This is a genomic window from Desulfuromonas versatilis (assembly GCF_019704135.1).
In the GTDB taxonomy this organism is placed as follows: domain Bacteria; phylum Desulfobacterota; class Desulfuromonadia; order Desulfuromonadales; family NIT-T3; genus Desulfuromonas_A; species Desulfuromonas_A versatilis.
The window spans coordinates 3,326,718-3,339,980 of the sequence record NZ_AP024355.1; the positions used below are offsets into that span (position 1 = coordinate 3,326,718).

The window sequence follows — 13,263 nt, forward strand, 5'->3', positions numbered from 1 at the left end:
CTGGATTTCCTTTTGTTCATTTGCCGGGAGTGCGCTGCTTTTCCCGGTCGCTGAGGATTTTCTCGATGTCCTTCAGCTCTTTCAACTGGCGTGCCAAGGTCTCGGCCCGCTCCTTTTCAGCAGCCAGGGCCTGCTGCAGGTCCTGATGCTGGCCAACCATGAGGGTGAGCAGGATCGCCAACCCTTTGAACCCGTCGTCATCCGCGGCCGAGCCCCGCAGCGCCCCCTGCAGCAGCTTGGTGGCATACTCGCGGTTGCTGAACGGTTTGCCCGGCAGCAGGGACATGCAGACCAGCCGCAGGCGATCGTAGCTGTCTCCCGATTGCTCGAACTCTGCTTTCAACTGGCCGTATTCCCGTTTCTGCTCGGCCACGGGGAGCTCCTGAAAGCGGTTGAAATAGGCCAGGATTCCCTCCACCTCGCTGATCGCGACCAAAGGCGCGGCACTGGCCGTCGCGGGCGCCGGGGATTCGACGACCACCGGGCGGGCCTTGTCGTTTTCAATCGGCTTCAGGCCCACCGAGCGGGTCCAGCGGTCGAATTGGGCGCAGCCGCCCAAAAGCGGGGCGAGCAGGGCGAAAAGCAACCCGACCCTGAAGAGAAGCGTCCGCGGGATCATGCGTCGGCCCCCCTCTCGCTCAGCGGCAGGGTGACGCGGAAATGGCTGCCGACCGGGGTCTCCAGCAACTGGATGGTTCCCTGGTGAGCCGTCACGAATTCCCGCACGATAGACAACCCCAAACCGGTCCCCTTGATATGTCCGGGGGAGGGAAGAACCTTCCCCTGGTAAAACGGTTCGAACACCTTGCCCCGCTCCTCGGCCGGAATGCCCGGCCCGCTGTCGACCACCTCGAGCACCGCGCCCTGCGCCTCGCGGGCAACGCGGATGGTGATCCTGCCATTGGCCGGGGTGTATTTTATCGCATTGGAAACCAGGTTGTCCACAATGGTCCTGAGCCGCTCCCGGTCTCCCTGCAGGTGCACCGGTTCGAGCTTCATATCGAGGCCGAGATCCTTCTTGAGCACCACCAGCTTGTAGTCGCCGACCACTTCCCGGGCCAACCGCTCCAGATCGACCTCCGAGTAGTGCATGGGCGAAATGATCGCCTGGGCCTTGCTGAAGCCGAGCAGGTTGTCGATGAGCTTCTGCAGCTGGATGCTCCCCTTGCGGATGATGCCGGCGATCTCCCGCTGCTGCGCCCCGAGCGGGCCCACCACCTCGTCGGCGAGCAGCTCCGCCCCCTCCCGGATCGAGGCCAGCGGCGTCTTGAGCTCGTGGGAGACCTGGGCGACGAACTTGCTCTTGGCCCGCTCCACCTCGGCCAGCTGGTTGCGCAGCCAGTCGAGCCGCTCGCCGAGAAACTCCAGGTCGCGGGGCCCGCGCACCTGTGCCGGGGTCTCCATATCCCCTTCGCCAAGGCGATGTATGGCCTTGACGATCTGCTTGATCGGCCGCGAGAGCAGGTGGGTGAACAGGGCCACGAACAGGATCGAGAACGGGATCAGCGCCACGGCCTGCCAGATCAGGGTTTTCTGGGCCGCCGAAACGGATTTCTGCATCTGGTTGACCTCGCGGACGATCAACTCGTTGTTTTCCGAGTAAAGCCGGTTGGCCATCCGGTTGAGTTCGGTGAAGCGCTCCAGGGCCGCCTTCTGCGCCTCGGAGCCCCGCGGCTGTTCGGAGAGGGCGGTCACCACCTCGTGCACCCCCTTCTCCATGTCCCGCAGCCGCTTGTGCTGGGCATCCTCCAGCGGCAGGGCCAGCAGCTGGCGCAGGGTGCGGTCGATCTCCTCGTGCAGGCCGCCGACCTCCTCGAGCAGGTGCTGGTCGCCGAGCACCTCGTACTGCCGGGCCCGCCGCTCCAGGGCGATCAGGTCCTCCACCAGGATCCGCCCCCCCTGGGTGGCGCCCACCGAGCGGAACACCGCCAGGGTCCCCTGCCGGGCCAGCTTGCCCATGGCGATTTCGGCATTGATCAGCGCCACGATGAGCGGCAGCGAGACAAAGCCGAAGCCGAGCAGGACCAGCAGCAGAAAGGATCGCGGACGAAACAGGCTCATGGTTTAAAATCGGTGGTCAGTGGGCCGTGTGAAGCCGTAACTCGTGATTCGTAACTCGTAATTCGTGATTCGTAACTCGTGATTGGTTTAATAATCTTTGACCCATTACGCTTTACGCCTTACGGACTTTCGGCGTCACTCCCCCGGCAGCGGCCAGTCGCTCTCGTAGCCCTCGGGGTAGAAGGTCTCCCGGGTGCGGTTGAAATATCCGTACTGCAGGCGGGGGATGCGCGCCTTAACCCGGTCCATCATGGTCTTCATCCCCATCCCCTCGCCCTGGGCGCCCATGGCGTTCCAGTACATGACCGGGTCGATGCTCAGGTTGCGCAACTGCACCAGGTCGACGCCGGCCTCCTCGACCAGGGTCTCCAGCGCCGCCACCTCGTCCTCCCGGTCGCTCACCCCGGGGAACACCAGATAGTTTAACATAGTGAACATGCCGCGGGCCTTCGCCCTGTGGATCGATTCGAGCACGTCGGCGAACTTGTAGCCCCGGGGGCGGTAATAGGCGTTGTAAAAGTGCTCCTGCACCGAGTTCAGCGAGACCCGCACCGAGTCGACCCCGGCGTCGGCCAGCCGGTCGATGGCGTCGGGGATCGAGGCGTTGGAGTTGAAGTTGATGGTCCCGCGTGAGCTCTGCCGGCGCATCTCGCGCACCGAGGCGCAGATGGTCTCCGCCTGCAGGATCGGGTCCCCCTCGCACCCCTGGCCGAAGGAGACGATGGCGTTCTCGGCCTGCTCGAGGTGCGGCACGGCGACCTCGCAGAGCTCCTGCACCGTCGGCACGAAGCTCAGCCGCTCCTGGCTGGAGGGGCAGCACTCGGGGGCCTCCTGCAGCGAGATGCACCCCAGGCAGCGCGAGTTGCAGACCGGCGAGGTGGGCAGGGGCGCCTCCCAGCGGCGAAAGAAGAGGTTCTTGGCGGCGAAGCAGTGATAGTCCACCGCGCAGCGCGACAGCTGCTCGAGCAGGCGGTTGCCGGGGTTCTCCCGCAGCGCCTTGCGCACCAGCGGGTCGAGCTGGCGATCGTCGAAGTGCTCCGGGCGCCACTGGGTGTTACGGTCGACCCGGGCCGCGGCGACGTAAAAGCGCTCTTCCTCGACGCACCAGCCCACCGCCGTGTAGGACCACAGCGGCAGCTGCACCTGCTTGCGGCCGTAGTCGGCGGCCGGCAGCAGGGTCCGGGTGTAGGCCGGGGTCATGAAGGCGGAGACCGCCTGGATGGGCCCGCCACCCCAGGAGCGGGGCAGGCTCTGCGCCGTCAGCAGCTTGCGGCTGCGGCGGTCGAAGCCCATGGGGGGAGTGCCGGGGATGGTGAACAGCCGGCTCCCCTCGGGCAGCGGGATCATCTCGTCGGGCCGCGGCAGGCGCGCCTGCATGCCGTTCATCCCCGCCAGCAGCAGTTCGGGGTGTTCGAATACTTCGCCGGCGGCGTCGGCCACCACGGCGAGAAAGGTTTTCTTGCGGCTCATGCCTGAATTATATCCTGACTTTGCTTGTTGAAATTCAAATGGCCAATTTGTTTACCACGAAGCACACGAAGGGCACGAAGAAAAAATTAAATTGAGGATTTTCTTCGTGTTCTTCGTGGCCCTCGTGGTGAAAACGGGCTTTTCGGGTTCAGCCTGCCAAATGGATTCCCGATGAAAACAAGCGGAAACGATAACACAACTGTGCAGAAAATGGAATGTTTCTCCCCTGAACCCGCCCCCCGGCCAGTTTGCCCTTTGCAAGCGCACGGGGCTCGGCTATGCTCCAGGCCATGCGCACGATTCTGACCACCCTGCACAGCAAGTTCATCCACCCCAGCCTGGCCCTGCCCTGCCTGGCCGCCTACTGCGGCGAGGGCTGCGGCGAGCTGCTGATTCGCGAGTTCACCGTTCACGAGCCCCGGGAAAACGTGCTGGCCGCCCTGCTCGCCGAGGCCCCCGACGTGGTCGCCTTTTCGGTCTATCTCTGGAACCGCCGCGAAACCCTCGAACTGGCCGACGCCCTGGCGGCGGCCCGGCCCGAGCTGCGCGTGGTGCTGGGCGGCCCCGAAGTCTCCTTCGAGGGGCCCGGGCTGTTTGAGCGCCACCCGGGGCTCGCCGCCCTGGTGCGCGGCGAGGGGGAGATCCCCCTGCGCGCCCTGCTGCGGGCCTGGCAGCGGGGCGCGCAGCCCGCGGGGGTGGCGCGGCTCGCCTGGCGCGACGCCGATCGCGTCGTCGAGGGCCCCGCGGGGGCGCCGCTGGCGCGGCTCGACGAGATCCCCTCCCCCTTCGCTCTGGGGCTGGTCGATTTTTCCCGCGGCTTCGTCTATGTGGAAACCAGCCGCGGCTGCCCGTACCGCTGCGCCTTTTGCATGAGCGCCCTCGACGAGTCGGTGCGCAGCTTCTCCATGGAGCGGATCCGCGCCGACCTCGGCCTGCTCATGGAGCGGCGGGTGCCGAAGGTCAAGCTGGTCGACCGCACCTTCAACTACGACGCCGCGCGGGCCCTGGAGATCTTCCGCTTCATCCTCGAGCACAACCGCGGCAGCCACTTTCACTTCGAGATCGGCGCCCACCTGCTCGACGCCGCCACCCTGGAGCTGCTCGCCGAGGTCCCGGAGGGGATGTTCCAGTTCGAGATCGGCGTCCAGTCGACCCTCGCCGACACCCTGGCGGCCATCGACCGCCGCGCTTCGCTGGAGCGGCTCGAAGCCAACGTCCGCAGCCTGCGGCAGATGGGCAACATCCACCTGCACCTCGACCTGATCGCCGGCCTGCCCGGCGAGGGCTACCGGGAGTTTCTCGCCTCCATCGACCGGGTGGCGGCGCTGCGCCCCCAGCACCTGCAGATCGAACCGGTCAAGCTGCTGCCCGGCGCCCCGCTGCGGCTGCGCGCCGCGCAGCTCGGCATCCGCTTCGACCCCCATCCCCCCTACGCCGTCCTGGGCACCCCGGAGCTGAAGTTCGAGCAGATCGAGCAGCTGCGGGGGATCAGCCGCCTGCTCGACCTGAGCTTCAACAGCGGTCGCTTCGATGGATTTCTCGAGGGGCTGCAGGCGGCCTGCGGTTCACTCTCAGCGGCGCTGGAGCGGCTCGAGGCCTTCTGGCGCGAGCAGGGCCTGTTCCGTCATCCCCTTTCGCAGCGCGGTGTGTTCGAAAAGATGGGGGAGTTCGTCGAGGCGGGATTTTCCGGCGAACTGGGGCAGGAGCTGCGCGAACGGCTGGGGCGCGACTTCGCCCGCAGCGAAAGGGTGGTGCCGGGCAACGCCCCGGCGTTTCTCGACTCGGAACTGAGCCCGGAGGAGCAGCAACGGGTGCGCGCCGCGGTCCGCGAACAGACCGAGGCCATCCGCGGCCAGGGGATCAAGCTGCAGCATTTCGCCGCCCCCTTCGAGCGGCTGCCGGAAAAGCGGGGACGCCAGGTGCTGCTGTTTCTCTACTTCAGCAAAACCGGCGCAGGGCTGCGGGTCGAAGAGCGACTCCTGACTCCTGACTCCTGAAGCTCCCTTCTTCCTTCTCCCCTCTCCCTCACAACACTCAACGCATCCCGAAAAGCCGCCTGATTTTCCTGGCCTTGAGCTTTTTGCGGATCTCTTCGATCTGGGTGTCCACCTCCTCGGCGCCGCGGCGGATGATCTCCTTGGCCTGGGAGAAATCGGCCCAGTGGATCTTGCTGACGCTGGGCCGAAGCACGTAGTCGGCGTTTTCGAGCAATTTTTCCGAGAGCATGTACCGGGTGATGGCGTCGGCCCGGAACACCGTGTCGAGGCCGTTGTCGGGCTCTTCGAATTCGCGGATCTCGCTGCTCACGTCGACCCCGATGACGAAATCGGCGCCCAGCCCCCGCGCCGGCGCCACCGGTACGGCGTCGATCCAGCCGCCGTCCACCAGCAGCCGGCCGTCGTGTCGCACCGGATGCAGGATGCCCGGCAGGGCGCAGGTGGCGGCGATAGCCTGGCGCAGGCTGCCGCGATCGAGCACGACCTCGCGCCCCGAGATCAGATCGAGGGCTGCGGCCGCGAAGGGGAGCTGCAGTTCCTCGATGGCCACGTCATCCACCAGGAAACCGAAGTTTTTGTCGGCGACTTCCTCCGAAACGAAGGCGCGGCGGGTCATCGACATGGTGTAGAAGAAGCTCTTGCGGGCCAGTTGGGAGAAGCGGAAGAACAGCCCTTCGCCGTCTACCAGGTCCTTTTCGACCATAAAATCGAACTTCGATTCCTGAAAGGCCTCGCTGCCGAGATAGGCCTCGATCCGCTGCTTGAGGTAGGGCACCTCGGGCCGGAAGGCGTAAATCGCGCCGATAACCGCTCCCATGCTGGTGCCGGTGACCACATCGACCGGCACCCGGTGTTTCAGCAGCCCTTCGATCACGCCGATATGCGCCAGTGCCCGGGCGGCTCCGCCCCCCAGGGCCAGGCCGACTTTCAATCCTCTGCTCAAGCGTTCACCTCCCCGAAAGCGCTGCCTCGATCAGTCCATTCTGACAATCAACCCGCTCAGATAGCGGGGGTCGAGATCCTCGACAGGCTGGGCACAGAATTCCTGCTCCCACAGGCCGAGACAGTAGTCACCGAAAGCGCCCGCCCCGGGCGCCAGCGATTCCAGCCAGTGCACGGTTTCACTGCGCAGCGCCTGGTGCAGCTGGCCTTCGGCGCAGATCCGCGCGTGCAGTTCGGGAAGCTGGGCCTGCGGAATCGGCTCGGGGAGAAACGGCCTGCCCAGCACCCGGTTGGCCAGGGCGGTCAGGAAAAAATCGGACAGGGCCAGGTCCTCCGGGTCGTCCGGGAAACACCCCTCGAGGCGCAGTTCGGCCGGCGCGCTCAGCTGGAAGGGGAAATGCTCCTGGAACAAGGCCGCCTGCACTTCGAGCCGGCCGAGCCACTCGCCGCTGAGGCGCAGTTCGCTGAGACTCGAGAAGGGGCGCTCGCCGCCCCGGTCTTCCTGTTCGAGCCCCTCGAAGAAGCGGGGTTTGCGCCGGGAAAGCCCGTCGAGCAGGGCGCGGAAGGGCCCGTCCAGGTAGGGAGCGAGCGCCCCTTTGGCAAGCGGCGTCGCGCGCCGCTGCAGTTCCAGCGTCAGACTGAAGCCAAGGCGGAACAGAACCTCCAGGTAGATCTCCTCGAGCAGCCCCGTCGCCTTTTGCAGGTCTCCCCCCGAGAGGTGCTCCAGGGCCAGGTTGACATACCGGTAGACCTCGTCGGTCTGCTCCTGGACCTGCTGCACGTCCCCGACGTCGGTGCGGTCGGCAACCATCACCTTGTTGAGCAGGTAGGTCAGCTCCCAGCAGAAACCGGAGCTCACCCCGCCGGCGAGGATCTCGGCCAGCAGGTTCCTGGGCCGCGCCGCGGCCAGCGCGAAGCCGGGAGCCTCCACCCCCTCCTCGCCGGGCAGGACGCCGCTCTTGCGGTAGCCGGCCGGGTCGAAGCCGGCCGGATCGATAAAGGCGTAGACCCCCAGCGCCTCGAAGGGATCGGGGAACCCGCGGTCCTGCAGGCGACCGGTGCGCAGGCGGTAGACCTCTTCCTCGAGCAGCGACTCCTGCTCCCAGCGAACCGCCTCGAGAAGCTGGGCGGCAAAGGCTTCATCGCGGCGGAACAGAAGCTCGAGCAGGTAATTCACGATCTTGCCCCCCTCCGCGTCGAGGTATTCGACCTCGTAGCCGCCGGCCGCCCCCGAGCGGGCCTCGTCGTCGTCGACATCCGCGGGGCTGCGGGTGACGCTGAGAAACTTCTTCAGCAGCAGCACCAGCAGTTCCTGGTCGATCTCGCGCAGCGTGGCGAAGACCCTGTCTTCCTCCCCCTCGGCCAGCACCTGCAGCCATTGCAGGGCGGCGCTCCCCTCGAGAAGCTGGTCGCGCCAGCAGTCGAGGTCGAGAAAAGTGGTGAACTGCTCGGTGGTGACCAGCTCCATCAACTCCGGAACGTTCTCCGGGCCGAGTTCCTTGATCAGCATGAACAGCTCCTGGGACGGCAGCCGCCGCACCAGGCGGCGCACGTCGCTGGCTTCGAGCAGCAGTTCGTATTTCTGACGCCCGCGGGCCCGGCGCACGATATCCAGGCGTTCGCTCGGGCTGAGGGCGTTGAATTCCTTGGCGGTGATGCTGCGCGGTTCGCGCAGCAGGGTCAGGTGCCCCACCTTTTTCTCCGGGGGCAGGTCGATTTTGGTCATTCAGTTAAACTCCTTGGACAGCGCGGTTTTTTCAAGTCTGCCAATGTAATCCAGGGGGCCGGTTTGGTCAAGTGTTTGCGGCACCTCTCCCCCTTGCAGGGGGCTCGAAGCTTGCTACACTAACCCTTAGGTGCCGGGCGCCTCACGCCCTGCCGACAGAGGTGACCTGCATGGACGATCTCCATATTTACGAAGAAATCATTCGCCTGCACAAGGCTCGCCGTTCCGCGGCCCTGGCGACCCTGGTCGAGGGTTCCGACGCGCCGCAGCGCAGGGTCGGGGCGAAGATGCTGGTGCGCGATGACGGCTCCACCCTCGGGACCCTGGGTGGCGGGCCGCTGGAAAGCGAAGTGATCGACATCGCCGCCCAGGTGATCCGGGAGGAGACGCCCCGCAGCGTCCCCTTCGAACTGGCGGCGCCCAAGGGGGGGCCGGGCCTCGGCCGACTGCTGGTGTTCATCGAGCCCGCCACCCTGCCGCCACACCTGTTCATCATCGGCGCTGGCGGCGTCGGCCGGGCGGTTGCCGGCGGGGCCCGCTCGGCGGGTTTCGCCGTCACCAGCATCGAGCCTCCGGCCGAAGCCCCGGGCTACGAGGTGGACGGCAACGCCAGCCGCTCCCTGGAAGACCAGCCCCGGGCCCTGCTCGAGGATTTTCCGGTGGATCGCCGGGGGTACATCCTGATCGCCTGCGGCGACCCGCAACTCGATTTTCCCGTCGCCCGGGAGGCGCTGCAGACCGAGGCCTGCTACATCGGCCTGCTGGGCAGCAAACGCCAGCGCATGGCCCTGGAGCGCTACCTGGCCAAGGAGGGGGTAGCCTCGGAGAGCTTCGCCCGGATCATCTCGCCGGTCGGCCTGGAGATCGGCGCGGAAACCCCGGAGGAGATCGCCGTCAGCATCGTCGCCCAGTTGGTACAGCACCGCCGGCTGCATGCCGCCGCACCGGCTGCCCGCAGGGAGACTCAGGGCCAATCGCCCCCCCTCCACGGCTGAACCGCGGAAGCCCGTCGGAATTTGTCACCGCCACCCGGTCCTTTCCCCGCCGGGGAAGCCCCAAGGCAGCCAGCACCCGGAACCTGCCTTCCTGATTTCGGCCACTTGGCGCCCCTTCCCTCCGCTCTTGCCGCTGGCAGAGCTCTTGCTAAATCAATCCTGCAAGCCTTAACCTTGGGGCGCGTTTCGCCCCCCGGGAATTCGCAACCCAATCCACCGCGAAGAGGACTCGACCTTGTTTCTGACGGCCCTGAAGCACCGTTTCGGCCCGCCGACCATGCCGGCCCCCCTCGCCTGGGGGTGCTCGGCAGTGGCGCTGGCCCTGCTTCTGGCGCCGGCCGTGGGGCGGGCGGCAGAAGGGTCGCGGGTGGGGCCGTTCCCCATCGTCTACCCCGCGTCGGTTTCGGCGGTAACCGACACCGACGGTGACGGTCTCGGCGATGATCGGGATCAATGTCCGGGAACCCCCCTGGGGCATTCGGTGGATGCGCGCGGCTGCGCGCCCTCGCAGCTCGACGCCGACAGCGACGGGTTCATGGACCACGTGGACGCCTGTCCGGAAACCCGGCCCGGGGCCCCGATCGTCGCCAACGGCTGCTCCGCCGAACAGCTGGGCAAGCCGGCCGCAGGCGAAACCGCCGCCGCGGCCCAGGAGCCGCTTAACCAGTCCGCAACCCTGGAGCCGCTTTTCGCCGCCCTCATCGACAAGCCCCCCGGGGCGTCCCCGGCCTATGACCGCGACGGCGACGGCTTTGCCGCCGCGGCCTTCGGCGGCGACGACTGCGACGACAATTCCCCCTCCGTCCATCCGGGGGCGCCGGAAATCCCCTACAACCTGGCGGATGAAAACTGCAACGGCATGGCCGACGACGACGATTTCGACCAGGACGGCCTCCCCTCCTCCCTCGACCCCGACGATACCGACCCGGCGCTCTCCGTCAGCCGGGGCAGGGGGTTGGATGGGACCCTCCCGGCGGCCATCGCCGGGCCTGCGCCCGGCGCCCCACACCCGGCCGAGGCCGGGGTGGATTGCAGTTCCTGCCATGGCCGCAGCGAGCCCCCGGAAAGCGGCTGCACCGCGGCTGCCGGGTTCGCCTCCGCGACCCCTCTGGACTGCTCCGGCTGCCACTCCGGGCGGCACCTCTCCTCGGCCGTCAACCGCCACCTGCCGCGGGTGGCCTGCCCGAGCTGTCATCTGCCCCCAACCGCCCGCGGCTTGGGTACCGGGGGAAAAGTGTCGGCAGCACCGGGGCCCCAACTGCGCTTCTGGGACGGCCGCAGCCCCGATCCCCAGGCCCTCCCGGAACCGGCACCGGCCCTGGGCAGAGAGAGCAACGGGGGAAAGCTCTACCCCTTTGTCTTTCGCGCCGCCGAACTGGCGGTCACCCGGCAGACCCGCCAGGCGATCGAATTCGACGCCGACGCCTATCTCGCCACCGGCGACCCCGACGCGGCGGTGCGCCGCGGCCTGGAGAGGATGGGGCTGCCCGCCGACACCCCCTACGACTGGATCAGCACCGTCGCCTGGCAGCCCCTGGCCCGCGAGGTCGGCTCCGTCGACACCGCCCTGGGCTGCCTCGACTGCCACGGCAACGAGCGCATCGACTTCACCGCCCTGGGTTACGGCCTCAAGGGCCCCGCGGAGGAACTCTGCACCCAATGCCATGGCGACCTCCCCTCGCGGGGGTTTCTCGCCACCCACGACCGGCATGTGACCCGCCGGGGGTTCGACTGCGGCGTCTGCCACCGCTTCAGCGGCTCCTGAGCCGGTCGGCATCTGCCATGCAATCTCCCTCCGGGCGCCCTCGCGGCGCCCTTTTTTTATAGCTTCCTTTGGCCGCCCCCGATCCGTCGGATCTGACCGATCGGACCAATCTGTCGGATTCGATGCGGCCGAAATCCAGACAATGGGCAAAGCATGCGATGCCCATCCTGCGACGGCTGAAAACCAATGGGACGCGGATTAAATCTGATCAAATCGGATAAGGCACTGCAAACCAGTTGCTCCAGCCTCAGGGGTGCGAAAAACGCCCACGGTTTTGCCCCCCATGGCATCCCGCGCTATAATGAACGCGCCTATTTCCAGCGAAAGGTCCTGCCGATGCCGATCCGCCACAGCCTGTTCGCCCTGATGCTGCTTCTGCTGCTCCCCGGAACCGCCTTGTCCCTCGATTTGGCCGAACTGGTGCGCGAGGTCGAGGTGCAGTACACCGGCCGCTCCTCCTTCGCCCTGGTCTCCATGGAGGTGCGCACCGAGAACTGGGAGCGGCGCATGGAGATGGAGTCCTGGTCCTACGGGCGCGACTATTTTCTCACCCGCATCACCGAGCCGGCCAAGGAGAAGGGGGTCACCACCCTCAAGGCCGAAAAGGAGGTCTGGAACTACCTGCCCAAGGTCGACCGGGTGATCAAGGTGCCCGCCTCGATGATGGGCGGTTTCTGGATGGGGAGCCACATCACCAACGACGACCTGGTCAAGGGGAGCCAGGTCGACAAGGACTACACCTTCGGCCTGCTCGAGGAGACCGACCAGAGCTGGCTCATCGAGTGCCTGCCCCGCCCCGAGGCGGCCGTGGTCTGGGGCAAGATCCATTACCGCATCGCCAAGGCCGGACGCATCCCCATGCAGGTGGAGTATTTCGACGAGGCGATGGAGAAGGTGCGCGAGATCCTCTTCGAGGACGTGCAGAGCGTCCAGGGGCGCGCCATCCCCCTGCGCATGGTCGTGCAGCCCCTCGACAAGCCCGCGGAACGCACCGTCATGCAGTACCGGGACATCGAGTTCGACATCGCCATCGGGCAGGAGTTCTTCTCGCTGCGCAACCTCAAGAAGCGCCCCTGAACCCCCATGCTGCTGACCCTGGCCACCCGCAACATCTGGCGCAACAAGCGCCGCACCCTGCTGACCCTCTCGGCGATGGTGGTCTCCTCCTCGCTGCTGATGCTCTCGCTGGGGATCTTCTCCGGCATGCTGATGGATATCCTCGCCTCGGCCACCGAGCAGTACCACGGCCACGTGGTGGTCTCCAGGTCCGGCTACCAGGACGAACGCGACATGTTCCTCAACATCGCCGACGAGCCGCAACTGCTCGCGCGCCTCGCCGCCTCCCCCGGGGTGGTCGGCGCCTCGCCGCGGCTGCGCGCCTTCGGCCTGCTCTCGCGGGGGAACAACACCTACCCCGCCGAAATCCTGGGCATCGAACCGGGCCGCGAACGGCAGGTCACCCACCTCGACCACAAGCTGATCGCCGGCAGCTACCTGCCCGACGATGCCGGCCGCCAGGTGGTGATCGGCCGGGGGCTGGCCGAGAAGCTCGGCGCCACGCCCGGTGACGAGGTGGTGTTCGTCACCCAGGCCGCCGACGGCTCCATCGGCAACGATCTGCTCACCGTGAGCGGCATCTTCGAAACCGGCGATGCGGGGCACGACAACGCCCTGGTCATGGCCGAGCTGGCCTGGCTGCAGGAGGTGATGGTGCTGCCCGGACGGCTCCACGAGGTGGCCCTGAGCGTGGCCGACCCGCGCCTGGCGGATGCGGCGGCCGCCGATCTGGCGGCCCGGCTTCCCGCGGATTTCGAGGTGCTCGACTGGGGCAGGCTGCTTCCCGAGATGCGCGAAGTGATCGCCAGCTACGACGTGAGCCGGATGATCCTGGTGGTCATCCTTTATTCGGCCACCGGCTTGGGGATTCTCAACACCTTCTTCATGTCGGTGCTCGAGCGCACCCGCGAGTTCGGCATCCTCATGGCCATGGGGATGAAACCCTGGAAGCTGCGGGCCATGGTGCTGCTCGAGACCCTGGTCATGGGGCTGCTCTCCCTGGCCGCCGGCATCACCCTGGGGCTGCTGCTGACCTGGTACATGCAGGCGGTGGGGATCGACCTCTCGGGCTACCTGACCCCGGTGACCTACGCCGGCGGCACCATCCTGCCGCGGCTGAGCGCGGTCTTCGAGGCAAAAAACATCTGGGTGCCGGCGCTGATCCTGCTGGCCACCTGCCTGCTCGCCGGCTACCTGCCGGCGCGCCGGGCCGCCCGCCTGCGGCCGGTGGAAGCGATCAGGGAAAACTGA

10 protein-coding genes are annotated in these 13,263 nt (G+C 66.9%); 5 read left to right on the forward strand and 5 right to left on the reverse strand.

Annotation, left to right across the window (positions count from 1 at the left end; genetic code table 11):
- Nucleotides 1–16 precede the first annotated feature (16 nt).
- The 3 genes from DESUT3_RS14890 to DESUT3_RS14900 form a co-directional block, all read right to left on the reverse strand.
- The gene (locus DESUT3_RS14890) at nucleotides 17–619 is read right to left on the reverse strand and encodes a hypothetical protein (protein WP_221249263.1); all 603 of its coding nucleotides are present in this window, start codon (nucleotides 617–619) and stop codon (nucleotides 17–19) included.
- Nucleotides 616–2,061: a HAMP domain-containing sensor histidine kinase gene (locus tag DESUT3_RS14895; RefSeq protein ID WP_221249264.1), complete on the reverse strand. Its 1,446-nt coding sequence runs from the start codon at nucleotides 2,059–2,061 to the stop codon at nucleotides 616–618. Before DESUT3_RS14895 ends, DESUT3_RS14890 begins: the two co-directional genes overlap by 4 nt.
- Before the next feature lie 135 nt (nucleotides 2,062–2,196).
- Nucleotides 2,197–3,531 (reverse strand): radical SAM protein, encoded by a 1,335-nt coding sequence (locus DESUT3_RS14900; protein WP_221249265.1) that lies wholly within the window; start codon nucleotides 3,529–3,531, stop codon nucleotides 2,197–2,199.
- Nucleotides 3,532–3,809: 278 nt separating this feature from the next.
- On the opposite strand from DESUT3_RS14900, the gene DESUT3_RS14905 reads away from it, so the two are divergent.
- Nucleotides 3,810–5,528, forward strand: a complete 1,719-nt coding sequence (locus DESUT3_RS14905; protein WP_225911522.1) for a B12-binding domain-containing radical SAM protein — start codon at nucleotides 3,810–3,812, stop codon at nucleotides 5,526–5,528.
- Between the two features lie 37 nt (nucleotides 5,529–5,565).
- On the opposite strand, the gene DESUT3_RS14910 is transcribed toward DESUT3_RS14905, so the two are convergent.
- Nucleotides 5,566–6,471, reverse strand: a complete 906-nt coding sequence (locus tag DESUT3_RS14910) for a patatin-like phospholipase family protein (RefSeq protein ID WP_221249266.1) — start codon at nucleotides 6,469–6,471, stop codon at nucleotides 5,566–5,568.
- A gap of 30 nt (nucleotides 6,472–6,501) precedes the next feature.
- Nucleotides 6,502–8,196, reverse strand: coding sequence for a DUF6178 family protein (locus DESUT3_RS14915; protein WP_221249267.1), 1,695 nt, complete (start codon nucleotides 8,194–8,196; stop codon nucleotides 6,502–6,504).
- A 170-nt stretch (nucleotides 8,197–8,366) separates the two neighbouring features.
- Between DESUT3_RS14915 and DESUT3_RS14920 the strand changes: the two genes are divergently transcribed.
- The 4 genes from DESUT3_RS14920 to DESUT3_RS14935 all read left to right on the forward strand — a co-directional run bounded on the left by DESUT3_RS14920 (nucleotide 8,367) and on the right by DESUT3_RS14935 (nucleotide 13,263).
- Nucleotides 8,367–9,191: an XdhC family protein gene (locus DESUT3_RS14920; RefSeq protein ID WP_221249268.1), complete on the forward strand. Its 825-nt coding sequence runs from the start codon at nucleotides 8,367–8,369 to the stop codon at nucleotides 9,189–9,191.
- Between the two features lie 235 nt (nucleotides 9,192–9,426).
- Nucleotides 9,427–10,956, forward strand: a complete 1,530-nt coding sequence (locus DESUT3_RS14925; RefSeq protein WP_221249269.1) for a MopE-related protein — start codon at nucleotides 9,427–9,429, stop codon at nucleotides 10,954–10,956.
- A 336-nt stretch (nucleotides 10,957–11,292) separates the two neighbouring features.
- On the forward strand, nucleotides 11,293–12,033 hold the full coding sequence (locus DESUT3_RS14930) for an outer membrane lipoprotein-sorting protein (RefSeq protein ID WP_225911523.1): 741 nt from the start codon (nucleotides 11,293–11,295) through the stop codon (nucleotides 12,031–12,033).
- 6 nt (nucleotides 12,034–12,039) lie between these two features.
- Nucleotides 12,040–13,263, forward strand: a complete 1,224-nt coding sequence (locus DESUT3_RS14935) for an ABC transporter permease (RefSeq protein WP_221249270.1) — start codon at nucleotides 12,040–12,042, stop codon at nucleotides 13,261–13,263.